The sequence below is a fragment of the Pseudomonas sp. B20(2017) genome (assembly GCF_002113125.1).
Lineage (GTDB): Bacteria > Pseudomonadota > Gammaproteobacteria > Pseudomonadales > Pseudomonadaceae > Aquipseudomonas.
Genome location: NZ_NEJP01000010.1, coordinates 184080 through 209536, shown reverse-complemented (window position 1 = coordinate 209536; position 25457 = coordinate 184080). Strand labels below are relative to the sequence as shown.

Below are 25457 nucleotides of genomic sequence, written 5' to 3'. Positions count from 1 at the left end.
GTCCGTGCGGCCGCACGCAGCCAGGAAAAGCTAAAACATCGGGGCCTGGGTGTCTGACATGGGAAGCGGGGACAAGCCATGGTGCTGGGCAGCTCCCACCCTGTGGGAGCGAGCTTGCTCGCGAAGAGGTCTTGGCAGCCGACATCATTGGTGACTGACACACCGCTTTCGCGAGCAAGCTCGCTCCCACAGGTTTGATCCCATTCAGAGCCGGCGTTTGCGGTTGAGCGTCGGTATGGTGGTTTGCGGGACTTCCACCTGTTTTGCCTGCGCCGAAGTCTGGGCCGCCAGCGCGGCCAAGGTTGGCTGGCTGAACAGCGACCGCGCATCGACGTGCAGCCCGGCCTGACGCATGCGCGCCACCAGACTGACCGCCAGCAACGAATGCCCGCCGAGTTCGAAGAAGTGGTCGTTGCGGCCGACCTGCTCCAGTTGCAGCACCTCGGCCCAGATCTGCGCCAGCCGGATTTCGACTTCGCCCTCGGGCGCCTCGTACCGACGACTGAGCACCGCTTCTGCCCCCGGTGCCGGCAAGGCTTTGCGGTCGACCTTGTCGTTGGGGGTCAGGGGCAATGCCTCGAGTTTCACGTAAGCGCCCGGCGCCATGTACTCCGGCAAGCGCTCCAGCACGTGGGCGCGCAAGGTTTCGATGGGTGGCGCGTCGAAGCCTTCGCGCACGGTGAAATACGCCACCAGTCTCTCGTCGCGGACCAGCACCACGGCTTCACGCACCGCTGGATGCTCGATCAGCCGCGCCTCGATTTCCCCCGGCTCAAGACGCAGGCCGCGCAGCTTGACCTGGAAGTCGTTGCGCCCGAGGAATTCGAGGTTGCCATCCGCCCGGTAGCGCACCAGATCGCCGGTGCGGTACAGGCGATCACTGGCCACGAACGGGCTGTCGATGAAGCGCTCGGCCTGCATGTCCGGCAGTCCCAGATAACCCCGCGCGACTCCGACCCCGCCGATATGCAAGTGACCGCTCACCCCGAATGGCACCGGTTGGTCATGGGCGTCCAGCACGTAGAGCCGGGTGTTACTCAACGCCTTGCCGATTGGCACCACGGCTTCCGGCACCGATTGATCCGGCTCCAGCGTCCAGCCGGTGCTGTCGACCGTGGTTTCGGTCGGGCCGTAAACGTTATGCAGACGCACCCACGGCAGGCGCTCGCGCACGCGTCGGGCCAGTGCGGCCGTCAGCTCACCGCCACCGTTGAGCACGTCGGTCAGGCTGGTGCACTGGCTGACATCATCCTGTTCGATGAACTGTTGTAGCAGCGCCGGCACGAACTTGACCACGGTGATCTGCCGTTCGCGAATCACCTGAGTCACATACGCCGAATCACGGTTGCCGTCGGGACGCGCCAGCACCAGCCGCAGGCCGGAACACAGCGGCCAGAAAATCTCCCACACCGAACTGTCGAAGCTGAACGGCGCCTTCTGCAACAGCGCGCCGTGCCCGGTCGGTGGGCTGATCTGCGAACCCCAGTGGACCATGTTGCAGGCGCTTCGATGCTCGATCATCACGCCCTTCGGCGTGCCGGTGGAGCCCGAGGTGTAGATCATGTAGGCCAGGTTTGCAGCGCTCAAACCCGGAACTTGCAGGTTCTCGGCAGATGCGTGCTGCCAGGTGCAACGGCCGAAATCGATGACCGGCACACCGGGATCATTAAGCAGATTGCGAGTGGCCTCGTGTACCAGCACCGCCACCGGGGCGCTGTTCTGCAACATGTAATGCAGGCGTTCCAGCGGATAGTCGGGGTCAAGTGGCACATACGCGCCGCCCGCCTTGAGAATGCCGAGCAGGCCGACTATCAGATCCAGGCTGCGCTCGACGCAGATCGCCACCCTGGAATCCGGTTGCACACCTTGCTCCCGTAGATGATGCGCCAAGCGGTTGGCCTGCTCATTCAGCTGGCGATACGTCAGCTGTTGTTCACCGGCCTGCAAGGCGATGGCGTCGGGACGGCGTTGCGCCTGCTGCTCGAACAACACCTGAAGCGGCTGATCGATCGGGCAATCGACTTCGCTGGCATTGAACTCGACCAGCAGTTGTTCAAGCTCCGCCGCCGGCAGGATCGGCAAGCGATTCAGTGGCTGTTGCGGTGTCTGCTCCAGCGCATCCACCAGCGCCTGCAATGCGGTCTGCACGTAGTCGCCGATGCGCCGGGCGCCGATGTTCATCAGTGTTCGCGTAGTGATCCGCAAGGCGCTGCCCAGATCATCGACGCTCAAGGTCAGCGGGTAGTTGGTGCGCTCTTCATTCTCGAGGGTCTGGATGCCTTGCCAGGCTTGGTCCGACGTCGATTCCTGCACCTCAAGGTCGGTGTGCCGATAGTTGAGTAACGCGCTGAACAGCGGTGCTGGTGACGCAACGCCGCTGCAACGCTGGGCCAGCGCCAGTGACGCATGTTCGTGCCCGAGCAAATCGGTCAGTCGGCCGTGGGTCAGCAGCACGGCATCGCGCGCACCCCGGTCCATGTCCACCCGCAATGGCAAGGTGTTGATGAACACCCCCAGCGCCCGGTCCGCGCCCTCGCCGCCCTGCATGCGGCCCATAAATACACTGCCGAACACCACGCGCTCCTGCCCCGACGTCGCCGCCAGCACCTGCGCCCAGGCCAGGTGAATCAAGCTGGCCACGCTGACGCCTGCCTGCCGTGCCTGAAGGCGCAAGCGCCGGTCCAGTTCAGGCGCAAGCATGCGCACCGCTTCGTCGATACCGCGTCCGTCGCCCTGCACGTCCTGCAAACCGAACGGCAAGGTCGGCTCGTCGATGTCGGCGAGCATTTCGCGGAAGAACGCTTCGTGTTCCTGCTCGCTGACACCGAGTCGGGTCTGGGCCACGTAATTGCGATACGGCACCGCTGGCGGCAGCGGTTCATCGAGCCCCAGCAAGTTGGCGCGCATTTCATGGCGCAAGACCTCCAGCGCGATGTGATCCAGCGCCAGATGATGGAACAACAGAATCGCCACGATCCGCCCATGAGCCGGATCGCGCGCATACATCAGCCGGATCAGCGGCGCCTGACTGACGTCGATGCGATAGCGACGAGCATCGAAACGCTCGTGCAGTTGCGCGAGGACATCGTCCTCCGCCGGATCGAGGGCGATTTCCTGCACCGGCAGTTTGGCTTCGCGCCAGACCACCTGCACCGGCGTGGTCAAACCTTCCCAGACCACGGCGGTGCGCAGGATATCGTGGCGCGCCATGACCTGACGCAGCGCCGCCGCATAGGCCTCGACCCGCTCGACGCTGTCGAACGCCAGCTGCGATTGCAGCAGGTACGGGTCGCCCTGCGCGGCGGTGATGTGGTGATAAAGAATGCCTTCCTGCAACGGCGCCAACGGATAAATGTCCTGCACGTTGGCCGCCCCGCCCGGCACCTTGGCGATGATCCGGTCGAGGGTGGCCTGATCCAGTTCTACCAACGGCAACAGGTCCGACGTGATCTGCGTGCAACCTGGCGCAATGCGGTTGACCGGCACTTCGACCTCGCGACCACTCCCCACCGACGCAGCCAGTGCCGCCAATGTCGGCTGACCGAACAGCACGCGCACATCGCTGCTCATCCCTAGCTGACGCATGCGCTCGATCAGGTTGACCGCCAGCAACGAGTGCCCGCCGAGTTCAAAGAAGTGATCGTGACGCCCGACCTTTTCGACTTGCAGTACGTCGGCCCAGATCTGCGCCAGGAGGATTTCGACGTCGCCTTGCGGGGCTTCGTACTCGCGGCGGATCAACGCCTCCGGCCCCGGCGCCGGCAACGCCTGACGATCCAGTTTGCCGTTGGCCGTCAGGGGCATCCCCGTCAAGCGCACGTAAGCCGATGGCAGCATCGCACTGGGCAGACGGGTTTGCAGATGGGCATGCAACTGCGTGATGTCCAGCGGCTGGCGTTCGGTGAACCAGGCCAGCAGTTGGCCGTCACGTACCTGCACCACCGCATCGCGCACGGATTCATGGCTGCTCAACGCGGCTTCGATTTCGCCGGGTTCGATACGCACGCCACGGATTTTCACCTGATCGTCGTTGCGGCCCAGGTACTCAAGGGTGCCGTCCGGACGCCAGCGTGCGAGGTCGCCGGTGCGATACATACGTGCGTGGGGCTGGCGGCTGAATGGATCGTCGAGAAAGCGTTCGGCGGTCAGCTCAGGGCGATTGAAGTAACCCCGCGCTACGCCGGCGCCTCCGACGTATAGCTCGCCGGCCACGCCAATCGGCACCTGACGCTGTCGGTCATCCAGCAGATAGGCCGTGGCATTGCTTACGGGTTTGCCGATGTGCAGCGTCCGTCCCGGTTCGATTCGACCCGAGGTGGCGACCACCGTCGCTTCGGTCGGGCCATAGTTGTTGATCACCGCGAACGACTGCTCGCGATTGAACTGGCGCAGGCGATCACCGCCGATCAGCAGCGTGCGCAGGGTCGGGTGTTCGAGGTGGCGGCTGAAGGCGTACTCGGCAATTGGAGTCGGCAGGAAACTCACGTCCAGCGGTTGCGTGCGCCACCAGTCGAGCAGCGCGTCGATGTCTTCGCCACCGTCACGGGACGGCGCCAGGTGCAGGGTCGCGCCGGCACAAAGCGCAGGCCAGACTTCCCAGGCCATGGCGTCGAAACCGAAGCCGGCAAGGCTTGAAGTGTGGCGACCGGCGCACAAGTCGAAAGCCGTGCAATGCCAGTCGACCAGATTCGATAACGTGCGATGTTCGACCATCACGCCTTTGGGCTGGCCGGTGGAGCCGGAGGTGTAGATCACGTAGGCCAGGTGCGCGGTGGTCAGATTCGGGACGTCGGGGTTGAGATCGTTGATCGGCCAGCCGCGCGCATCGATTTCGATCAGCGGCACGTCCAGCACCGGCAAGCGTTCGCGCAGATCGCGCTGGGTCAGGACCACGACCGGAGCGCAGTCGCTCAACAGATAGCTCAACCGTTCCGCAGGGTGAGCCGGATCGACCGGCACATAACCGGCGCCGGACTTGAGGATCGCCAGCAGCGCGACCAGTGTGTCCTGCCCTCGGCGGGCGACCAGTGCCACGCGGTCATCGGGTCGTACACCGAGCCCGATCAAATGATGGGCCAGGGCGTTGGCCTGTCGGTTCAGCTCGGCATAGGTCAACCACTGTCCCTGGGATTCTGCCGCTACCGCCTCTGGCTGTGCTGCCGCTTGCGCTTCAATGCGCTGGTGAATGGTCAGGTCTTTGGGGAGTTCAGCGCGCGTGTCATTCCACTGCTGCAGCAACGCCGATTCGGAAGGAAGGCTCAGGCTGAAATCGCCCACTGCAAGCGCGGGTTCCTCAAGCCCCTGTTCCAGCACCCAAAGCAAGCGCCCACTCAGCGCCGCGATTTCATCGGCGTCAAAGTAGGCCTCGTTGTACACCATGTACAAACTGTCCTCGCCGTCGCCCCGGCTGCTCAGCAGGTGCACGGACAGCGGTGTGCCCTCTTCGTGGTTCGACACTTTGACCACCCGCGCCTGCGCACCACCGTAGCGGTACTCATGCGCGTCGCGCTCGTAGGACACGGTCACTTCGAACAGCTGCGAGCGATCCTCGCGCAGCAGGCCGAGTGCGCGGTTCATGTCGCTGAGGGGAAAACGTTGATGGCGGAAATCGCGTTTCAGCTCATCACCTATCGCCTTGATCAGTGCACTGAACGACAGCTCGCGGCCAAATCCCATGCGCACCGCACTGACCTGGGTGAACAGCCCCAGGGTCGATTTGAACCGGGCGCCGGAACGATTGAGCAGCGGCACGCCCACCACCCATTCGTCTCGCTGGGCGCTGCGGCTGAAGTACACATGGATCGCTGCCAGCAACACATGAAACGCCGACGCACCATATTCTCGGGCCACGTGCTTCATGCGCTCGTGCAGACGTGCCGGAAAAACCTGCGAGAAAATCCGGGTCGGTGCCGCAGCGCCGGCAAAGCGCTCCTGATAGCGCGGCAACAACAGCGGTTCGGGACGGTGCTGGTATTTGTCCAGCCAGTACGCTCGGTCACGGGCATAACGGGCGGACTGAAAATACCGCGCATCGTCACGGATGAAATCGACATAGGACGGCGCCGAATCGGGTGGCTGCTGCCCGAGCGCCAGCGCGTTGTAAATCTCGTCGAGGGATTTGAGCATCTCGCCGAACCCCCAGCCATCGACGATCAGGTGATGGGCCTGGAGTGAGAGCCAATGGCAGTCGTCATCGAGCCAGATCAGACAAAACCGGAACAACGGCCCTCCGTCCAGTGTGAACTGCTGCTCGATGTTTTCCTGCGTCAATTGGCGTGCTTCGACGTAGGGATCGGGATGGCTGCGTAAATCGTGCACCGGCATCGGCACCGGCATGGACTGCGCGAAACGCTGTAACGGCAGCCCATGCTCGCCGGCCCCCGCCAGCAGACTGGTGCGCATGGCGTCATGCCGGGCCACGAGCCCTTCAAGCGCTGCCTGCATCAGCGCCGGGTCCAGCGGCCCGGTCAGCTCGACATAGCCACCGATGTTGTACATCGGCGAATTCCCCTGACGCAGTTGGTCGAGCCAGATGTCGCGCTGGGCGGCAGTCAGCGGGAAGGCCTCGGAAATCGCGGACAGACCGTCCGCCGCGTCGGCAGCAAATTGGTTCATAAGATCCATCTCACGTGATTTGGCGCGTATTCAAGCATCGGCCCCGAAACCCGCGTGACACGTGAAACCCGGACAACTCTCCCCACTTTGTACAGTTGTGCGTACCAACAGGGCCTGAGAAGTCGGCAATTCCCCTAAAAGTTCGGAAAGAAATTACTGAAAATCCTGTAGGACAATCGCCACACTTGATGACCCGCTAGCCCCCCGAAATGTCGGAACACGGCGGTCCGAGCCCCGGATTCCGGGGTTCGTATTAGACCGTACAGTCACGGACTACGTGACCGTCAGCCATGGCCTGACAGAAACATGGCGCCATTAATTCGGAAATAGTGGCACTTTGTGTCCCTGTTTTCCCCTACAGACGTAGGACAAATGCATGGGCTTAAATCCTGCTCCAGATCGATTTCAAGGAGAAAAGACTGGGTGGGCGTTTCACGGGTGCATGCACGGCAGACGATTCGGCAATGGCTCTAAATCAAGGATGACAAAGATATGAATCTGACCGGCAGTCTTCGCAACATGGAAAATCCGCACTTTTACTGGCAGTTGGGTGAGCTGATCGCCAGCACCGGCAACGAGCGTTTTGCCACGAACATGTTCCAGTTGGTCGACAACCTCGTTCCGGTCAATCGCGTCCATCTCAGCGAATGGACCCTGGATGAACGGGAGTCCAGCGTGGTCGAGATCAAGGCGCTGGGCAGCGCCGGGTTGCCGGACACCTTCCCGCCCCCGGATCCGTTGCAGCACCCGGACGACCATCCGCTGCTGCAACAGATGATCGAGATGAACGATTCGCTACTGATTCAACTGAAAGCCTCGCTCCAGCATCGACACCCGCACCACAGCGTCCACCAATGCAATCTGGTGTCCCGCACGTCCAACCGCCGTTGCGTCATCTCCTTTTACCGCCCTCACACGCATCGGGTGTTTTCGCTGCCGGAGCTGTCGTTCCTCAAAAGCCTGTCCGACACGCTGTTGCCCTTGATCGAGCGCCATGCGCACATCAGCCGGCAAACCGACGCCCGGCAACCGCGTCTGCCAGAGTCCGATCAACGGCAGGCACCGTTGCAACAGGTGTTCGACCAACGCTTGGCGCTGGGCGACATCACGTTGTCGGTACGGGAAAAAGAAGTCTGCCTGGGCTTGCTGACAGGCGGCACCGTGCCGCAGATGGCCGAGAAGCTAAGGGTCAAGAACAGCTCGATCGAGACCTACCTCAAGCGTGCGGCCGCCAAGCTCGGTGTCAGCGGGCGACACGGTCTGGCCAGATGGATGGCCGGCGCCTGATCCGCGCTTTCTTTTATCGGGCGCCCGACGTCCGCTCCCCTTTGTGAACGAGGCTGTTGATGTCCAGGCTCCCGATTTCCCTCCTGTCCGTGACGCTGCTGCTGGGCGGTTGTTCGTTGATTCCTGATTACCAGCGACCCGCTTCGCCCAGCGCTGCGCAGTATCCGCGAGGTCCGGCGTACTCAGCGGCACCGCAAGCCACCACCGTCGTCGATGACTGGCGCACGCTGTTCAATGATCCGGCGTTGCAGCAACTGATCGAAAGTGCGCTGATCAACAACCGTGACTTGCGTGTTGCCGCGCTGAACGTCGAGGCGTTTCAGGCGCAGTACCGCATCCAGCGTGCCGATCTACTGCCGGCGGTGTCGGCCAATGCCAACGAACTGCGTCAGCGGGTGCCGTCCAGCGTGACCCGAACCAAAGCAGCGATCACCTCGACCTATACGGTGAACCTGGGTATCAGCGCTTACGAACTGGACTTCTTCGGCCGGGTGCGCAGTCTCAGCGAGCAGGCGCTGTTGACCTGGCTGTCCACCGAAGAAGCCCGGCGCAGTGCGCAATTGAGCCTGGTGGCCAACGTCGCCAACGCCTACCTGACCTGGCGCGCCGATCAGGAGTTGCTGGCCCTGGCCGAGGAGACGCTGGCCGCCGACGAGCGCAGCCTGCACCTGACCACCCGCAACCGCGAGGCCGGCAAGTCTTCGGCGCTGGATCAGATTCAGGCGCAGACCAGTGTCGACAGCACCCGCGCGAGCCTGGCTCGTTATCAGCGTCAGGTCGCCCAGGATTTGAACAGCCTGACGCTGCTGGTGGGGGCGCCGGTGCCCGAGCACCTGCCGGCGCGTCCGCTGGACAGTGATCTGGTGGCAACCGTGCCGGCCGGGTTGCCGTCGGATCTGCTGCAACGCCGGCCGGACATTCTCCAGGCCGAATACAAACTGCGCGCCGCCAATGCCAACATCGGCGCGGCGCGGGCAGCATTTTTCCCCAGTGTCAGCCTGACGGCCAATGCCGGGACGTCCAGCCGCGATCTGTCCGGGCTGTTCAAGGGCGGCTCCGGGGCCTGGACGTTCCAGCCGCAGATCAACCTGCCGATCTTCAACGCCGGCAGTCTGCGTGCGAGCCTGGATTACGCGAAACTGCAAAAAGACATCACCGTCGCCGAGTACGAAAAGACCATTCAGACGGCATTCCAGGAAGTATCCGACGGCCTCGCGGCGCGCCAGACCTACGAACAGCAACTCCAGGCCCAACGCGATCTGGTGCAGGCGACCCAGGATTATTACGACATGGCGCAGCACCGCTATCGAAGCGGCGTCGACAGCAGCCTGACATTCCTCGATGCCCAGCGTTCGCTGTTCAGTTCTCAGCAAGGACTGATTACCGACCGGTTGGCGCAACTGGTGGCACAGGTGAACCTTTACACCGCACTGGGCGGTGGCTGGAGCCCGGTTGAACCGCCACCGCCATCACCTTGAGTCATTTTTTCTTACACCTTTTGTCGCCCGATCCGACATTGGCTGGCGTTCAAAAACCGACCTGTCGGTTCATTTTGGTATCATGCGCCGCTTTTACGGTTAACCCGCCCGCCTGTCCTGCCGACTGGCGGGCTCCAAAGGGCGGTATGAAATGACGGCTTTGTTGACTCGCCGCAAGGTGCTTGCGGGAATGGGCGTACTCGGTCTGGGCCTGCTCGCCGGCTGCGACACCCGCGGCAAACTGTCGTACAAGTACGGCAAGGATCTGAGCGACAAGATCCTCGGACGCACCTTCAAGCTCAAGGACACCGAAGGCAACACCGTGTCGCTGTCGAGCTTTCGCGGCCTGATGCCGATGATCTTCTTCGGCTTCACCCAGTGCCCGGCGGTCTGCCCGACAACGCTGGCCCGCGCCGCGAAAATCAAGAAGCTGATGGGCAAGGATGGCGACATCCTGCAAGTGGTGTTCATCACCCTCGACCCGGAACGTGACACGCCGGAAATCCTCGACGCCTACGTCAAGACCTTCGACCCGAGCTTCGTCGCGCTGTACGGCACCCTCGAAGAAACCAAGGCCACCGCCAAGGAATTCGACGTGTTCTACGAAAAAGTCCCGGCCGGCGACACCTATACCCTGTCCCACACCGCCACCAGTTACGTCTACGACACTCGGGGCAACTTACGTGTGGGTCTGTCTCAATCGCTTTCGGCACAAGAGTGCACGGAAGATTTGCTTACCGTCATGGAGGTCTGCTGATGAACCCTTTTCTGAACAACATCAAACGTGCCGCACTGGGCCTGTCCCTGCTGGGCCTGGCGTTCCAGGTGTCGGCGCAGACCAGGGTCGATGACGCCTGGGTGCGTGCGACCGTGCCGAACCAGTCGGCCAGCGGCGCGTTCATGATCGTCACCGCCGACACCGACAGCAAGCTGCTCAGCGTTGCCTCGCCGGCGGCCAAGGACGTGCAGATTCATGAAATGACCATGAAAAACGACGTAATGAGCATGGGCCCGGTGAAATCGGTCGACCTGCCGGCGGGCAAAGCCGTCAACTTCGACCCGAATGGCTACCACGTGATGCTGATGGGCCTGACCGCCCAGCTGAAGGAAGGCGACAGCGTGCCGTTGACCCTGATCGTCGAAAACGCCAAGGGCGAAAAGGAAACCATTGAAGTGAAAGCGCCGGTCAAGGCGCTGACCATGGAAGGCCACGATCACAGCAAGATGCATTGATTGCCGCCTCACTGCCTGAACAAACAAACGGCGCGCCATGATCGATGATCATGGCGCGCCGTTTTGCATTACCCGTCAAACCAGCTTCACCTCAACCTGAATGTTGCCTCGTGTGGCCTTGGAGTAAGGGCACACCTGATGCGCGTCCTCCACCAGTTTCTGCGCCGCGGCGCGATCCATACCGGGCAGGCTCACACTGAGCCGGGCCTGTAACAGATACCCTCCTGAATTCGTGCCCAGATCCACCTCGGCGTCCACGGCCACATCCGCCGGCACGCTGATTTTCTGTTGTGCGCTCACTGCCTTGATTGCGCCGATGAAACACGCCGACCAGCCGGCCGCGAACAGTTGCTCCGGATTGGTCCCGCCGCCATTAGTGCCGGGAGACGATAGCTTGACGTCGAGAATCCCGTCGGAGCTGCGCGACGCACCATCACGTCCACCGGTGGTGTGGGTTTTCGCGGTGTAAAGCACTTTTTCAATCTGACTCATGGCGATCTCCTGGATGAAAAACAGCTGATTGTTCACTCGGCGCCTCCCGTCGCAGCCTTGAGGTGCGCCACCCGTTTCACACAGCCCTCTGACTATAGACGCGGGTTTGCCGCGCACCCGGGCAACGGACGTGCGGACAACCGCCCGTCGTATGAGCGACATTGAGCAGATTGACAGAACCAGAGTGCAAGAGGATTATCGTTACATCGCATGCGATCTAACCGTATACGATCACAACTATTCACAACACCTTGAGGATTACCCCATGAGCAAAATCGAAAAAGTCCTGGCCACCGGCAAGACCCACACTACCGCCAGCAGCGCCGGCCTCACCTCCCGTGGCCACAACGGCAATCTCGACATTCAGCTCTCGACACCCGGCAATGCCAAACCGGCGCACGTGTTTGCCAATGTCTTGCCCCACCCGACCGCCGAGCAACTGTTCGCCGGTGCCTGGTCTTCCTGCTATACCGCCGCCGTCGGCCTGGTCGCCAATGACCTGGGCGTGGTTCTTCCGGCAGACATGTCGGTGGACATCGAAGTAGATCTGGGCCAAACCGGCCCCGCTTACTTCCTCCAGGCGCGTCTGACCCTGCGCGTACCCGGCATCGCCGAAGACATCGCGAAGAACCTGGCCCACACCGCTGACCAGATCTGCCCGTATTCCAAGGCGACTCGCGGCAACATCGAGGTGGCACTGAACGTCATCACTGAGTAATTTTTCCGCACCAAATATATCGCATGCGATGTAGGCGCATAAGAAACAAGTGACCGGTTCGCGCTTGCGAATGGCGAATCGGTTACCTCAGGCAACATGATCAACCCTCCCGATTGAATCGCATCCGACGTATAGTTCGCCCCATACGTTTCACCGGTCACTGACCTACGAGGATGAACATGAATTCCACCGCCAACACCGCACCAACGGATCTGAAACTCAGCGATTTCCTGTGCTTTGCCGTCTATTCCACCAACCTGGCATTCGGCAAGGCTTACAAACCGATCCTCGAACGGCTCGGCCTGACTTACACCCAATACATCACCATCGTCTCCCTCTGGGAGCAGGACAACCAGACCGTCGGCGGCCTCGGCGAAAAGCTGTTCCTGGAGTCCAACACCCTCACCCCGATCCTGAAAAAACTTCAGGCCATGGGTTATGTGCAACGCCAGCGTGACCCGGCGGACGAACGTCAGGTGCGGATCAGCCTGACCCAGAGTGGTCGTGACCTGCGCAACGTGTCTTCGGGCACCAGCCTGTTCGAAGCGACGGGGCTGACCACGGAAGAGTTCACGCAGATGCAGAAATCGATCGTCACGTTGCGCAACAACCTGATTCGGTCGATGAATGCCGAAGAATGATGGAGGCGTTCGCCAAGCGAAAGCCTCTTGGGTGAAAGCAGTGAGTTGAAACGAAAAGTCCGCCCATCAGTACAAACTGCCGGGCGAACGGTTCACAAATGACGACTGTTCAACTCCCCGCCCCACCATGCGCCTCTTCAAAGAAATAATCCTTCCAGCTGTCCGCCTTGTTTTTCAGCACGCCCAGCTCCTGCAATTTCTCTGCATATATAAAGGTGCGTTGCGGCACCACGGTGAAATCGATTTCCGGGTCGGTGACGATTTTCTCCACCAGCGCCAGCGGCAGTTTCGACTGTTCAACACGAATGTAAGCCTGAGCTGCGGCAGGCTTGTCGGCCTTGATGATCTTCTCGGCCTCGGCCAGTGCGTCGTAGAACGCCTTGTAGGTTTTCGGGTTTTCGTCGTGGAATTTTTCCGTTGTGTAGAGCACGTTGAACGTGGCCTGGCCACCGAGCACGTCGTAGGAACTCAGCACTTTATGCACGTTGGGATTCTGCAGCGCCTGATACTGAAACGGTGGGCTGGAGAAGTGCGCGTTGATTTCCGAGCCGCCGGCGATCAACGCGGCCGTGGCATCCGGGTGCGGCAGGCTGACCGAAATATCGTCGAATTTCTTGTATTGGTCATTGCCGAATTCCTTGGCCGTTTCGATCTGCAGCGTACGTGACTGGAAGCCCACACCCGCCGCCGGTACGGCGATGCGATCCTTGTCGCTGAAGTCCTTGAGGGTTTTCACGTTCGGGTTGTTGGTCAGCAGGTAGTTGGGCATCGAACCCAGCGAAGCGATGGCCTTGACGTTCTGATTGCCCTTGGTGCGATCCCATACGGTGAGCATCGGCGGCACGCCGGCCGAGACCACGTCCAGCGATCCGGTCAGCAGCGCTTCGTTCATGGCGGTGGCGCCGGAGATGCTGTTCCAGTCGACCTTGATGTCCAGGCCCTGGGCCTTGCCGTGCTTCTCGATCAAGTGCTGATCGCGCACCACATCCAGAATCAGATAACCGATGCCAAATTGCTGGGCGATGCTGATCTTGCCTTCGGCCTGAGCGGTGTTGCCGAGCAGCGCGCCAGCCAGCGAAGCTGTCAGCAGCGTCAGTGCAGAACGTTTGAACGGAAGAGCCATGACAACCTCGCAGTGATTTACAGGAAATCTGTGAGGCCGGACTCTATCGCTATAAAAAACGAAATTTAAATACCGTTATCGCATATTGATATCACCCGAAAACCAGCCTTCAAAAAACCAATGAACAAGCTGATGTCGACGTTCAAGGCGTACGCTGGTTGAACCGGGTTCTGAGCCCGTCGGCGTTCGACGACAGGCGCTTCGCGGTGTCCACGAACGGAGTAACGATCAGGCTGTAGAGCGTCAGATAGCGCGTACGATCCTTCTCGCCCGTACCGAAGCGCAGCACTTCGGGCTTTGAAGTGGTGACGTACAGCGTGCCGAACAGCCAGTCCCACAGTGACAGGTTGATCGCGAAGTTCTTGTTGAAATGTCGCGGGGCGTCACTGTGGTGAATCTGGTGCTGGGCCGGACTGTTGAGCACATGCTCGACCGCCGGCCCGAACGACAGCCAGACATGGCTGTGCCGCAGATTGGAACCCAGACTGTTGATGATCAGCACCAGCCAGGTCACGCCGAACAGCGTATAGCGGCTGACCTCGCCGCCGCAGGCGTACCAGACCACACCGGCCAATGCTCCGAGGCCGGCAGTGATGACGATTCGTTCAACAATCGATTCGACAATGTGAATCCGGCTGGCCGTGGCCGGCACCAGTACCGGCGCCGAATGGTGAACCTTGTGAAACTCCCACAGATAGCGGGAGTGGAAGGCGCGGTGAATCCAGTAATGCAGAAAATCCCTGAACAGAAACACGCCCAGTCCGTAGCACAACGCGATCAACGGATGATCCGGCACCTGCTCGCGAGCGCCCCAGAGCTGGGTGAAAAATCGCGCATAGTCGCCCGAACGAAGGATGTGCGGGTCGACGAGGCCAACAACCGGCAATACCAGGGCCACCTTCAGAATCGCCTTGATGAAGTAATAGCGATAATCCAGCCAGGCCGAGCGATGCCCGTGAACACGACCGCCGCCGACAAATTGCCAGAAAGATCGGGCCTGCGTCAGATGTCGGGATTTACGATAGCGATAAAGGCCGTACGCCACGCTGTAAGAGGTGAACAAAAAGACGAGACCGAGGCGGCCATTCAAATCGAACAGGCCAAGGAACTGTTCGGTGACCGGTTCGATCACCCAATGGTCAAGCTGCGCACAGAGTTGCGTGAGTAGATCCACGACGGCCGACTCCATCAGAAGTCGCGCATTGTAAATCGCACTGGTTCGCAAATGCAGCACGACATTGATCAAAGTCCGGTTAAACAGCCTGAAACAATAAAACCGCTGCCTCGCTCAGGTCGGAAAACCGAGAGGACGCAGATCGATCAAGGCCCACAGCCAATCCGGAGGATTCACGGCATTTCGCCAACTCCAGCCATGACCCTCAGACGATGAACTATAAAACTCGTTTCAAAGACTGATTTGATCTAAAAAACTGGCAGATCCGACAGGTTCGATGGCGATACTTTTTCACTAATGTCCCGAGAGGTTGAATTCCGACCGCCTATCTCCCAGGAGTATTGAGAATGACAAATGTTTCTCGGCAGAACCCGGGGCCGAATACTGCCTCTTTTGATGACTTCAACCTCCAGGGTTTCAGCTCTGCAAATATGACGATTTCCTTGAGCGCGGTTCCCGCTTACGGGGCAACAGTCTCAGCAAAACTTCCGACAACCGGACTCACCGTAGATCTCCTCGTTAATCCCGACACACTGCGAATGGAGCGCAAGTCTCAAACAACGCAGATCGTGGACATCATCATTCCCCGCTCGTATCTGTCAGATGCCTTGAACAAGAGCATTGATTGCATTTTGGCTGCTCCCGGCATCGGCACCGTTTTCGGATTAATCAAGGTGACCTCGTAGTCATCGCGCCAAGCGTCGCTGAGCAGCTTCAGCGGCTAACCGCCTCAACCCTAAAGGCCGGATCCTCTCTACGAAGGAGCGAAATCGTTGTACTGCACCCAACCAAACAGTCAGTAACAATAAATATCTCAGGCAGATTTCCTTCAGCCCGACCTCCTCAGCCGAGTCGGTCAAAGGCCTCACGCATTCCTGGCTCGCAATGTTCAACGTGACGTGCGCTCTGTACAGCGTTTAAAAACACAATCAGCCGTCCTACCCTTGTTATCATCGCCCACACTTTTATGACGGTTTGATGGCTGGAAGGTCTTTTTTTGTGAGCGCTCTTTTTCAACGGCTACGGCAGCTCGATGCTCGCCTTCTCTCTCTGATTTTTTTGGTACTGCTCGTGCCGGTGTGCCTGCGTGCGGCACTCGGTTGGTCGAGCCTGTTCGGTTATCTGTCGGATCTGGCCATCGGCAGTTTGCTCATCGTGCTGTTGCATCGCCGTCCCTGGTGGCTGGCATTACCGCTTTTGCTGTTCTGGGGATTGCTGACGGTGGCGACGGCGGAACTGGTCAGTGCGGTGGGCCGTCTGCCGACGGTGGCGGATCTGCATTACCTGATTGATCCACAGTTCGTGGAAAACTCCACCGGCGGCGGCTTCGCCCATCCCGGTGTGGCGGTTGCATTGCTGCTGGCTCTGGCCCTGTGGTTGCTGAGTCACTGGACTCGACGCGCGACAACCGCCCCCGCTCTGCCCCGCGCAACCTGGGCGACGCCGGTACTGTTGTTCACCGCGTACTGGGGCGCGCAAAACATTTCGCCCAGCGACGCCGACCCTTGGCGCCTGTACAACCTGCCGCACCAGTTGCTGGCCGCGCAGGTCGCCGACGTGCAGATGCAGGCAGAAGAATGGCTGGAGGGTGAAGCCCCGGCAATCGCCCCGTCGATGGCGGGACTCACGGATGTCGACCTCAATGGCCACCCGCTGCTGAGCGCAAGAGGTCAGGCGCGCAATGTGCTGATCGTTGCGCTGGAAGGCATTCCCGGCGCCTACATCGGCGCCAATCGCCGAGCCATCGGCAGCCATTATCAGGAAGACTTGATGCCCAACCTCAGCCGCTGGGCCGAGCGTGGCATGAACACCCCGGATTACGTGTTGCATACCCACCAGACCATTCGCGGTCTGTACGCCATGCTCTGCGGCGATTACGACAAGCTCGACAATGGCACACCCAAAGGCGTGGAAATGCTGACCCAGCACGAGCGCAATCAGGCCTGTCTGCCGGCCCAGTTGCGCCAGCACGGTTTTGCCACGCATTACCTGCAAGGCGCAGGGCTGCGGTTCATGGCCAAAGACAAGATCATGCCGCACATCGGTTTTGATGCGACACATGGCCTGGAATGGTTCACCAACGCCAACTACCTCGAGTTCCCGTGGGGCAAGGACGACAAGGCGTTTTTCGAAGGTGCGCTGAAATACGTTGGCGAACTGAAAAAACAGAAACAGCCGTGGATGCTCACGCTGCTGACCGTCGGCACGCACCAGCCCTACTCCGCGCCCGAGGATTACCTGCAACGCTACGACACGCCCAAGCAGGCCGCCGTCGGTTACCTGGACGATGCGCTGGAGCAGTTTCTGAGCGGCCTCGAACGCCAGGGCGTGCTGAAAGACACGCTGGTGGTGATCACCTCGGACGAATCCCACGGCATCGACGGCGTCCGCCTCGCGTCATCCTGGGGTTTCAACCTGACCCTCGCGCCGGAGCAGGCGCAGCTGCCGCGCCTGAATGCCGGGGTCTATGGTCACGTCGATCTGAGCGCGTCCATTCTCGACTATTTTGATTTCCCCGTGCCGTCGGCCCTGAGCGGCCGCTCGCTGTTTCGCGATTACGATAGCGGCCGTGAAATCATGTCGTTCACCAATGGCAAACTGCGCTACCACGATGGAAACGGCATCCTCACCGAATGCGACATGCCGCGCCGCTGCCGCGAATACGCGAGCACCGGCTTCATAGCCGACAGTACGACATTCAAGGGCAACGCCAATGGCCTGCATGCCCGACAGATCGCCGCTCGCGCCAGCGCCCTGGACCTGTCGCTGCTGCGCACCCCGCTCAACCAGCGCTATCAGTTCGGCAGCGCCAACGTGATCCCGCTGCAAGCGCAGATCAAGGACGACTGGGCCGACAACCTGATCGGCGCGCAATACCTGGAGATGCCCAAGGGCTCCCACACCCGCGTGCGCCTGACCGTGCGTTCGGTCGATCCGCAGCAGGCGGCGTACATTCAGCTCAAGGCCAAGGAGTTCGAACAGGACGTGCAACTGGGCCTGCCGACCGAGATGGTCGCCACGGCGGATCAGCCGCTGGAGATGGATTTCAGTTTCGACAACCCGCAACCGCGCAAGGCGTTCTCTTTCCACTTGTTGGGGTATGGCCTGGGCGCCGTGGAAGTCAGTGATTTCAGCGTGATCACCGAGCTGCCGGGGCAACAGGATCTGCTGGACGAGATCCCGGAAGAAGACACCGCTCAATCAAGTTGAGGTCGACGCCAGCGTCGCAACGACGCTGGCGCCTATTCGGTGTGAACGATCAAAACGTGGTGCGCAGACCGACCTGAATGCTGCGCCCTTCTGCCGGCGCAATATCGCGCAGGATCGAGCTGGCGTAACGCACGGTCTGATTAGTCAGGTTCTCGGCATTGACGAAGGCCAGCCATTTGCTCTGGCCGACATCAAAGTGATAACCCACATTCGCCCCCAGCGTGGTGTAGCCGTCGGTGCTGCTTTCATTGTCCGGCACCCGGTGCTGGGAACTGGCATGTTCCACATCGATCCGTGCCTGCCAGCGATCCAGCTCCCACAACAGACCGGTGTTCAACCGCAGCGGAGCGATGCGCGGCAGGTCCTGGCCGTTGTCGAGGTTCTTGGCGCGGGTGTAGTCGCCCGACAGTTCCAGAGCAAACTTGCCGTAGGCGTTTTCGCCCAGCGTCCAGCGATCCTGCGCTTCGATGCCGCTGAAGCGCGCTCGTACACCGGAGTAGGTGTATTCAGGAATGCCGTCGGCGTCCTCCTCCCCTTCGTCGTTGAGCGTGCGCCCCGTCCCGAGCAGGCCGATGTAGTTGGAGAAATGGCTATAGAAGACGCCGACGCTGCCCTTGTGCGTACCGTTGTCGAAACGCAGGGCCAGGTCGCTGGAGATGGCTTTCTCTTTCGACAGCCCCGCATCCCCGACTTCATAAGTGCCGGTGGCGACGTGGGCGCCGTTGGCGTAAAGCTTATAGAACGTCGGTGCGCGTTCGGTGTAGCCCAGCGTGGCGGCGACCGACCAGACCGGCGTCAGCGTGTACACCGCACCGGATGACAGGCTGCCGGCGGTGAAACTGCTGGAGCGATCGGCATTGGCGAAGCGCTCGTTGCCTTTGGCGTCCGGGTCGACCGTGGTGTGCTCAAGGCGTCCGCCGAGGGTAAACAGCAGGCGATCCGTGGCTTGCAGCTCTTCGAGAATGAACAGTGCACCGGCATCGGTATCGGTGTGTGGCACGAATGCTTCTTCGCCCAGCGCCGAGAACTCGTTGCGACTGACCTGTGCGCCAATCACCCCGTTGAACGGCCCCAACGGCTGATGCCGGGCCTCGACCCGCGCCTCGTAGCCCTGGTTCTTGAACGTGGTGCCGACCTCGCCGCCCTCGATTTCCCGGTGCTGGTAATCGGTGTAGCCGGCATCAAATTTGACCGAGCTGAACGGGCCGTCGAGGTTGCGGATTTCCGAGGCGAACGCGTAGTGCTCCTGCTCCATGCGGATGCGCACATCGTCTTCGGCCGGCGAGCCGTAGTTGGAATCGTAATTGCTGTACGACAGCCCCGCATAACCATCATCCCAGGTGTACGAGCCACCCACCGCACCGCCGTCCTGACGACCGTCGCTGTTGGCTAGCCGATGCTTTTTCGAATCGCCATCGTCGTTCGCCCGTTCACGGCCGGTTTTGGCGTAGCCGGGAATCTTCAGGTCATTGAACTCGCGGGCGCTGGCGTCCAGGTGCAAGGCGAACTGGCCGTTACCGGCTTCGAGCTTGCCGGCACTGCTGCGAGTGGTGTCGGCGCCGCCGTAGCGTAACTCGCCGGCACCGTGAATGCCTTCGATGGCTTCGGTCGGGATGCGGTTGTCGAAGGTGTTGACCACCCCGCCGATGGCGCTACCGCCGTACAGCAAGGCCGCCGGGCCACGGACAATTTCGATGCGCTCGACGTTGACCGGATCCAGCGGCACCGCGTGATCGTAGGACAGCGACGAGGCGTCCAGCGCACCGACACCGTTGCGCAGGATGCGAATGCGATCGCCGTCCTGCCCGCGAATGATCGGGCGACTCGCACCGGGGCCGAAGTAGGACGACGACACGCCCGGCTGCTTGTTCAGGGTTTCGCCGAGGCTGCCCTTTTGCTGCAGCGTCAGGCTGTCGCCGCTCAACACAGTCGAGGGCGAGGCCAGCGTCTGACTGCCCAGCGGATTGCCGGTGATGACTTGCGGTTGCAGTTCCAGCGGGTCGGCGGCGAATGCGGGGGAAGCAATCAGCAGCGCAGAGGCCATGAGCGTCAGGCGGGGTTGGAAGGTGTGGAAACGGGAAGGCATTTCAGGAATCCGTCAGGCAGAAAAGTGAGGATCGATGCCGGCGAGACAGAGTGCGTGTAACCGGCATCAATCAGATGAAATCATTTTTATGTTATACAATAACATTTCTAATGACCATCACGTTTCTTCCACAAATTTGCAAACCATCGCTCAAGCACGGGCATTTCAGCGCCCTGCCCTGCGCCGGCGCCTGACACTTCGCGTAAGAGACTGCGCCTATCAGCCACCAATAGTCGGCCTATTAGCTGACTCGCCGAGTCGGGTCTAGCCTTACTAGTCCGAAGTCGGCACGAGCCGGCCGCAGAAGACCTGATAAGGACCCGAACATGGCAAATGAATCGAAATGCCCGTTCAACCACGCCGCCGGCGGTGGCACGACGAACCGCGATTGGTGGCCGAATCAACTGAACCTGAAAATCCTGAGTCAGCACTCGCCCGCATCCGATCCGATGGGCAAGGACTTCGACTACGCCAAGGCTTTCAAAAGCCTGGATTTCCAGGCCCTAAAACGCGATCTGACGGCGCTGATGACCGACTCCCAGGAATGGTGGCCAGCGGACTTCGGCCACTACGGCCCGCTCTTCATCCGCATGGCCTGGCACAGCGCCGGCACCTATCGCACCGCTGACGGACGTGGCGGCGCTGGCTCCGGCCAGCAACGTTTCGCCCCGCTCAACAGCTGGCCGGACAACGTCAGCCTCGACAAGGCCCGCCGCCTGCTGTGGCCGATCAAGCAGAAATACGGCCGCAACATTTCCTGGGCCGACCTGATCGTACTCACCGGCAACGTCGCGCTGGAATCGATGGGTTTCAAGACCTTCGGTTTCTCCGGTGGCCGCGCGGATGTCTGGGAACCGGATGAAGACGTGTACTGGGGTTCGGAAAACAAATGGCTGGGCGGCGATAACCGCTACGGCAAGGATCCGGAATCCATGCAGCCGCCGGGCGAAGGCACGCTGGTGGCTGAACCTGCCGAACACGGCAATGAAGAAAGCCGCACCAACCAGGGCGAACGCAACCTCGAGAACCCGCTCGCCGCCGTGCAGATGGGCCTGATTTACGTGAACCCGGAAGGCCCGGAAGGCAATCCCGATCCGGTAGCCTCGGCCAAGGACATCCGCGAAACCTTCGGCCGTATGGCCATGAACGACGAGGAGACCGTCGCCCTGATCGCTGGTGGTCACGCCTTCGGCAAGACCCACGGCGCCGGCCCCGCCGACAACGTCGGACCGGAACCGGAAGCCGCCGGCCTTGAAGAACAAGGCCTGGGCTGGAAAAACAGCTTCGGTACCGGCAAAGGCGCCGATACCATCACCAGCGGCCTGGAAGTGACCTGGACCACCACTCCTACGAAGTGGAGCAACAACTACCTGGAAAACCTGTTCGGCTTCGAGTGGGAACTGACCAAAAGCCCGGCCGGCGCTCATCAGTGGAAACCGAAAAACGGCGCCGGGGCCGGCACCATCCCCCACGCCCACGACCCGAACAAACGCATCGACCCGACCATGCTCACCTCTGACCTGGCCCTGCGTTTCGACCCGGCCTACGAGAAGATTTCGCGGCGTTTCCTGGCCAATCCCGATCAACTGGCCGATGCCTTTGCCCGCGCCTGGTACAAGCTGATTCACCGTGACATGGGGCCGCTGTCGCGCTACCTCGGCCCGGAATTGCCCCAGGAAGAACTGCTGTGGCAAGACCCGATTCCCGAAGCCAGGCATCCACTGGTGGACGACAGCGATATCAGGGCGTTGAAAGGCAAAGTACTGGCGTCGGGGCTGTCCGTTTCGGAGCTGGTCTCCACCGCCTGGGCGGCCGCATCGACCTTCCGGGGTTCGGACAAACGCGGCGGCGCCAATGGCGGACGTCTGCGTCTGGCACCGCAGAAATTCTGGCAGGCCAACCAGCCTGAGCAACTGGACAAAGTGCTGAAAGTCCTCGAAGGCATTCAGAACGAGTTCAACGCCGGGGCGGCAGGCAAGCAAGTCTCGCTGGCGGATCTGATCGTGCTGGCCGGGAATGCCGGTGTCGAACAAGCGGCAAAAAACGCCGGACACACGGTGACCGTGCCGTTCAATCCGGGGCGCACCGATGCGAGTCAGGAGCAGACCGACGTCGAGTCGTTCGGCTTCCTCGAACCGCACACCGACGGCTTCCGCAACTACGCTGCCACCACCTATCGCGTGCCGGCCGAAGCGTTGCTGATCGACAAAGCGCAACTGCTGACCCTTTCGGCACCGGAAATGACCGTGCTGATTGGCGGCCTGCGCGTACTGGACACCAACGTCGGTAAAACCAGACACGGCGTGTTCACCGACAAACCCGGCACCCTGACCAACGACTTTTTCCGCAACCTGCTGGACATGGGCGTGGAATGGAAACCGACGTCCAAAACCGAGTTCGAAGGTCGTGACCGTAAAACCGGCAGCGTGAAATGGACGGCGACCCGGGTCGATCTGGTGTTCGGTTCCAACGCCGTACTGCGGGCGCTGGCCGAGGTGTATGCCAGCTCCGATGCGAAGGAAAAGTTCGTCAACGACTTCGTTGCCGCGTGGGCGAAGGTGATGGATCTGGATCGGTTTGATCTGAAGTAACTGAGGAAACGCAAAACAACTGTGGGAGCGAGCTTGCTCGCGAAGAGGGAGTATCAGACACGCAGATGTCGTCTGAACTACCGCATTCGCGAGCAAGTCGAATCGTCGCACCGTCGCCCCCACAGTTTTAAGCGGTGCTATCCCAGCTTACGCCAGGCTTTTGCTGACCACTTCATACACATCACTGGACAGCTGACCGGACGCCAGAATCCGCTCCAGCTCCGCCTTCATCAGCGCCTGACGAGCACCGTCATACTTGCGCCAGCGGGTCAGCGGCGCCAGTTGGCGCGAAGCGATCTGCGGGTTGAAGCCGTTCAGCTCGATCACCAGATCCGCGAGGAAGCGATAGCCCGAACCGTCCGCCGCGTGGAAGTTGATCAGGTTCTGCCCGGCAAAGGCGCCGACCAGCGCACGCACCTTGTTCGGGTTCTTGATGTTGAACGCCGGGTGCTGCATCAGCGCCTTCACACGTTCCAGACCGCCCGGCAAGGTGCTGCCGGCCTGCACGCTGAACCACTGATCCATGACCAGCGGATTGTCCTTGAAGTGCTCGGCGAAACTGGCCAGAGCCTTGGTTTTCTGTTCGTCGAACGGCGAGTTGACCAGCACGGCCAGCGCGGTCAGGCGCTCGGTCATGTTGTCGCAGCTGTCGAACTGTTCGAGCGTCGCCGCCAGCACTTCCGGCTTGCCGCTGAGCATCAGGTACGACAGCGCGATGTTCTGCAACGCGCGACGGGCGAAGTGCTCGGCTTCGGCCACGTATGGGGTTTGCTTCGACAGGTCGCGGTTGGCCTGATAACGCAGCCACAGCGCCTCGAACAGGTTGTCCGCCAGTTGCTGACGGGCGAATTCGCGGGCGGTGTGGATCGCTTCCACGTCGGCGACTTCGCTGATTTCGGTCAGGTAGGCTTCGCTTGGCAGCGAGAGCATTTCCGCGACCATCGCCTGATCCAGCGACTCGTCCGACAGCACGGTACGCAGCGCGGAAACCAGACGCGGGTCGAGCACCAGGCTTTCGCCCTTCTGCTGCTGACCGATCAGTTCCTGCAACACCTGCACCGACAATTGCTGGCCGGCATCCCAACGGTTGAAACCGTCGGTGTCGTGCTGCATCAGGAACATCAACTGATCGCGGTTGTACGGGAAGCTCAGTTTCACCGGCGCCGAGAAACCTCGCAGCAACGAAGGCAGTGGTTGTTCGGCGATGTCGACGAAGGTGAACGTCTGCTCGGCTTCAGTCACCGAGATCACTCGGCTAGTGCCTTGGGCCGAGGCTTCGCCAGCCAGACGCAAGGCAATCTCGTTGCCTTGGCTGTCGAGAAGACCCAGTTCCACCGGGATTACGAACGGCAGCTTTTCAACCTTGTCCGGGGTTTCCGGGCAGCTCTGGCGGAAGGTCAGGCTGTAGGTTTTCGCAGCGGCGTCATAAGACTCGCTCACCGCCAGACGCGGTGTCCCGGCCTGGCTGTACCAGCGCTTGAACTGGGTCAGGTCGACGCCGTTGGCATCTTCCATGGCCTTGATGAAGTCATCGCAGGTCACTGCCTGACCGTCGTGGCGTTCAAAGTAAAGGTCGCTGCCCTTGCGGAAGCCATCGGCGCCGAGCAGGGTGTGGATCATGCCGACCACTTCCGAGCCCTTTTCGTACACGGTCAGGGTGTAGAAGTTGGAAATCTCGATGAAGCTGTCCGGGCGCACCGCGTGGGCCATCGGGCCGGCATCTTCGGCGAACTGGTGGGTACGCAGGTACGCCACGTCCTGAATGCGCTTGACCGTGGCCGAGTTCATGTCGGAGGAGAACCCGGCGTCGCGGAATACCGTGAAGCCTTCTTTCAGCGACAGCTGGAACCAGTCGCGGCAGGTCACGCGGTTGCCCGACCAGTTGTGGAAGTATTCGTGGGCGACGATCGCCTCGACCCGCTGGTGCGCAGCGTCGGTGGCGGTTTCGGCACGGGCCAGTACGGCACTGGAGTTGAAGATGTTGAGGCCCTTGTTCTCCATGGCGCCCATGTTGAAGTCGTTCACGGCGACGATCATGAAGATGTCCAGATCGTACTCGCGACCGTAGACCTCTTCGTCCCAGCGCATTGACTTCTTCAGGCTGTTCATGGCGTGCTGGCACTTGTCGATGTTTTCCGGCTCGACATAAATGCGCAGCGCCACGTTGCGGTTGGTCATGGTGGTGAAAGAGTCTTCAACGCACCACAAGTCACCGGCCACCAGCGCGAACAGGTACGCCGGTTTTCTGAACGGGTCTTCCCAGGTCGCCCAGTGCCGGCCGTCTTCGCCGGGGCCGCTGGCAATCGGGTTGCCGTTGGACAACAGCACCGGATAGCTGTGCTGCTCGGCGACCACGGTGGTGGTGAACTTGCTCATCACGTCCGGGCGGTCGAGGTAATAGGTGATCTTGCGGAAACCTTCGGCTTCGCACTGGGTGCAGAACATCGTGCCGGACTTGTACAGGCCTTCCAGCGCGGTGTTGGTTTCCGGGTGGATCTTGACGCTGGTGTCGACCGTGAAGGTTTCGCTGGCCGGTTGCAGGGTCAGGTGGTTTTCAGTCAGTTGGTAATCGCTCGCGCTCAGTTCTTGGTCTGCCAGGGTCACCGAGAGCAATTCCAGCTGCTGGCCATCGAGCACCAGCGGCGGCAGGCCCGGGCCACGGGCCGGGTTGCGGCGCATCACCAGTTGCGCGTGGACCAGACTGTGGTCCTCGAACAACTCGAAGGTCAGGTGTGTTTCATCGATCAGGTACTCGGGCGCCTGATAGTCCTTCAGGTAAATCATCTTCGGTTGTTCGGTGCGCATGCTG

Annotated in this window: 15 protein-coding genes; 9 read left to right on the top strand and 6 right to left on the bottom strand. The window is 61.0% G+C overall.

All coding sequences use genetic code 11. The features are described from left to right. Nucleotides 1-204: 204 nt before the first annotated feature. Entirely contained in the window at nt 205-6615 is a 6411-nt protein-coding gene (locus tag CAF63_RS16705; RefSeq protein ID WP_085686521.1) for a non-ribosomal peptide synthetase, read from the bottom strand. A 492-nt stretch (nt 6616-7107) separates the two neighbouring features. On the opposite strand from CAF63_RS16705, the gene CAF63_RS16700 reads away from it, so the two are divergent. The 4 genes from CAF63_RS16700 (at nt 7108) to CAF63_RS16685 (ending at nt 10613) form a co-directional block, all read left to right on the top strand. Beyond that, nucleotides 7108-7902 (top strand): helix-turn-helix transcriptional regulator, encoded by a 795-nt coding sequence (locus CAF63_RS16700; protein WP_085686519.1) that lies wholly within the window; start codon nt 7108-7110, stop codon nt 7900-7902. Nucleotides 7903-7961: 59 nt separating this feature from the next. Next, on the top strand, nt 7962-9380 hold the full coding sequence (gene adeC / locus CAF63_RS16695; RefSeq protein WP_085686517.1) for an AdeC/AdeK/OprM family multidrug efflux complex outer membrane factor: 1419 nt from the start codon (nt 7962-7964) through the stop codon (nt 9378-9380). A 151-nt stretch (nt 9381-9531) separates the two neighbouring features. Continuing rightward, nucleotides 9532-10137 carry an SCO family protein gene (locus CAF63_RS16690; RefSeq protein ID WP_085686515.1) on the top strand — a complete coding sequence of 202 codons (606 nt, stop codon included), beginning with the start codon at nt 9532-9534 and terminating at the stop codon, nt 10135-10137. After that, on the top strand, nt 10137-10613 hold the full coding sequence (locus CAF63_RS16685; protein ID WP_085686513.1) for a copper chaperone PCu(A)C: 477 nt from the start codon (nt 10137-10139) through the stop codon (nt 10611-10613). Before CAF63_RS16690 ends, CAF63_RS16685 begins: the two co-directional genes overlap by 1 nt. Before the next feature lie 75 nt (nt 10614-10688). Here the strand turns inward: CAF63_RS16685 and CAF63_RS16680 are convergent, their stop codons facing one another. Then, on the bottom strand, nt 10689-11105 hold the full coding sequence (locus CAF63_RS16680; RefSeq protein ID WP_085686555.1) for an organic hydroperoxide resistance protein: 417 nt from the start codon (nt 11103-11105) through the stop codon (nt 10689-10691). Between the two features lie 265 nt (nt 11106-11370). Here CAF63_RS16680 and CAF63_RS16675 point away from each other — a divergent pair, with 265 nt between their 5' ends. Both CAF63_RS16675 and CAF63_RS16670 read left to right on the top strand, forming a co-directional pair. Beyond that, a complete protein-coding gene (locus tag CAF63_RS16675; RefSeq protein WP_085686511.1) occupies nt 11371-11823 on the top strand; it encodes an Ohr family peroxiredoxin in 453 nt (150 codons plus the stop codon). A 179-nt stretch (nt 11824-12002) separates the two neighbouring features. Then, nucleotides 12003-12464, top strand: a complete 462-nt coding sequence (locus tag CAF63_RS16670; RefSeq protein ID WP_085686509.1) for a MarR family winged helix-turn-helix transcriptional regulator — start codon at nt 12003-12005, stop codon at nt 12462-12464. Nucleotides 12465-12573: 109 nt separating this feature from the next. On the opposite strand, the gene CAF63_RS16665 is transcribed toward CAF63_RS16670, so the two are convergent. Together CAF63_RS16665 and CAF63_RS16660 are read right to left on the bottom strand one after the other, a co-directional pair. After that, complete coding sequence (locus CAF63_RS16665; RefSeq protein ID WP_085686507.1) at nt 12574-13587, bottom strand: ABC transporter substrate-binding protein; 1014 nt, start codon at nt 13585-13587, stop codon at nt 12574-12576. 142 nt (nt 13588-13729) lie between these two features. Continuing rightward, the gene (locus tag CAF63_RS16660; RefSeq protein WP_085686553.1) at nt 13730-14776 is read right to left on the bottom strand and encodes a sterol desaturase family protein; all 1047 of its coding nucleotides are present in this window, start codon (nt 14774-14776) and stop codon (nt 13730-13732) included. A 332-nt stretch (nt 14777-15108) separates the two neighbouring features. On the opposite strand from CAF63_RS16660, the gene CAF63_RS16655 reads away from it, so the two are divergent. Continuing rightward, nucleotides 15109-15447, top strand: coding sequence for a hypothetical protein (locus CAF63_RS16655; RefSeq protein WP_085686499.1), 339 nt, complete (start codon nt 15109-15111; stop codon nt 15445-15447). A 313-nt stretch (nt 15448-15760) separates the two neighbouring features. Continuing rightward, on the top strand, nt 15761-17971 hold the full coding sequence (locus CAF63_RS16650) for an LTA synthase family protein (RefSeq protein ID WP_085686498.1): 2211 nt from the start codon (nt 15761-15763) through the stop codon (nt 17969-17971). 49 nt (nt 17972-18020) lie between these two features. Here CAF63_RS16650 and CAF63_RS16645 read toward each other — a convergent pair whose 3' ends face one another. Next, nucleotides 18021-20057 carry a TonB-dependent receptor gene (locus CAF63_RS16645; protein WP_085686497.1) on the bottom strand — a complete coding sequence of 679 codons (2037 nt, stop codon included), beginning with the start codon at nt 20055-20057 and terminating at the stop codon, nt 18021-18023. Nucleotides 20058-20383: 326 nt separating this feature from the next. On the opposite strand from CAF63_RS16645, the gene katG reads away from it, so the two are divergent. Then, a complete protein-coding gene (katG, locus tag CAF63_RS16640) occupies nt 20384-22648 on the top strand; it encodes a catalase/peroxidase HPI (protein WP_085686496.1) in 2265 nt (754 codons plus the stop codon). A gap of 147 nt (nt 22649-22795) precedes the next feature. Here the strand turns inward: katG and pepN are convergent, their stop codons facing one another. Beyond that, nucleotides 22796-25453, bottom strand: coding sequence for an aminopeptidase N (pepN, locus tag CAF63_RS16635; RefSeq protein WP_085686495.1), 2658 nt, complete (start codon nt 25451-25453; stop codon nt 22796-22798). Nucleotides 25454-25457: the final 4 nt, after the last annotated feature.

Bases quoted from the DNA above. Each gene is read 5' to 3' on its own strand.
- CAF63_RS16690 (WP_085686515.1), top strand. From the start codon at position 9,532: ATGACGGCTTTGTTGACTCGCCGCAAGGTGCTTGCGGGAATGGGCGTA.
- CAF63_RS16645 (WP_085686497.1), bottom strand. From the start codon at position 20,057: ATGCCTTCCCGTTTCCACACCTTCCAACCCCGCCTGACGCTCATGGCC.
- adeC (WP_085686517.1), top strand. From the start codon at position 7,962: ATGTCCAGGCTCCCGATTTCCCTCCTGTCCGTGACGCTGCTGCTGGGC.
- CAF63_RS16665 (WP_085686507.1), bottom strand. From the start codon at position 13,587: ATGGCTCTTCCGTTCAAACGTTCTGCACTGACGCTGCTGACAGCTTCG.
- CAF63_RS16655 (WP_085686499.1), top strand. From the start codon at position 15,109: ATGACAAATGTTTCTCGGCAGAACCCGGGGCCGAATACTGCCTCTTTT.
- CAF63_RS16660 (WP_085686553.1), bottom strand. From the start codon at position 14,776: ATGGAGTCGGCCGTCGTGGATCTACTCACGCAACTCTGTGCGCAGCTT.
- pepN (WP_085686495.1), bottom strand. From the start codon at position 25,453: ATGCGCACCGAACAACCGAAGATGATTTACCTGAAGGACTATCAGGCG.
- CAF63_RS16700 (WP_085686519.1), top strand. From the start codon at position 7,108: ATGAATCTGACCGGCAGTCTTCGCAACATGGAAAATCCGCACTTTTAC.
- CAF63_RS16705 (WP_085686521.1), bottom strand. From the start codon at position 6,615: ATGAACCAATTTGCTGCCGACGCGGCGGACGGTCTGTCCGCGATTTCC.
- CAF63_RS16685 (WP_085686513.1), top strand. From the start codon at position 10,137: ATGAACCCTTTTCTGAACAACATCAAACGTGCCGCACTGGGCCTGTCC.
- katG (WP_085686496.1), top strand. From the start codon at position 20,384: ATGGCAAATGAATCGAAATGCCCGTTCAACCACGCCGCCGGCGGTGGC.
- CAF63_RS16670 (WP_085686509.1), top strand. From the start codon at position 12,003: ATGAATTCCACCGCCAACACCGCACCAACGGATCTGAAACTCAGCGAT.
- CAF63_RS16675 (WP_085686511.1), top strand. From the start codon at position 11,371: ATGAGCAAAATCGAAAAAGTCCTGGCCACCGGCAAGACCCACACTACC.
- CAF63_RS16680 (WP_085686555.1), bottom strand. From the start codon at position 11,105: ATGAGTCAGATTGAAAAAGTGCTTTACACCGCGAAAACCCACACCACC.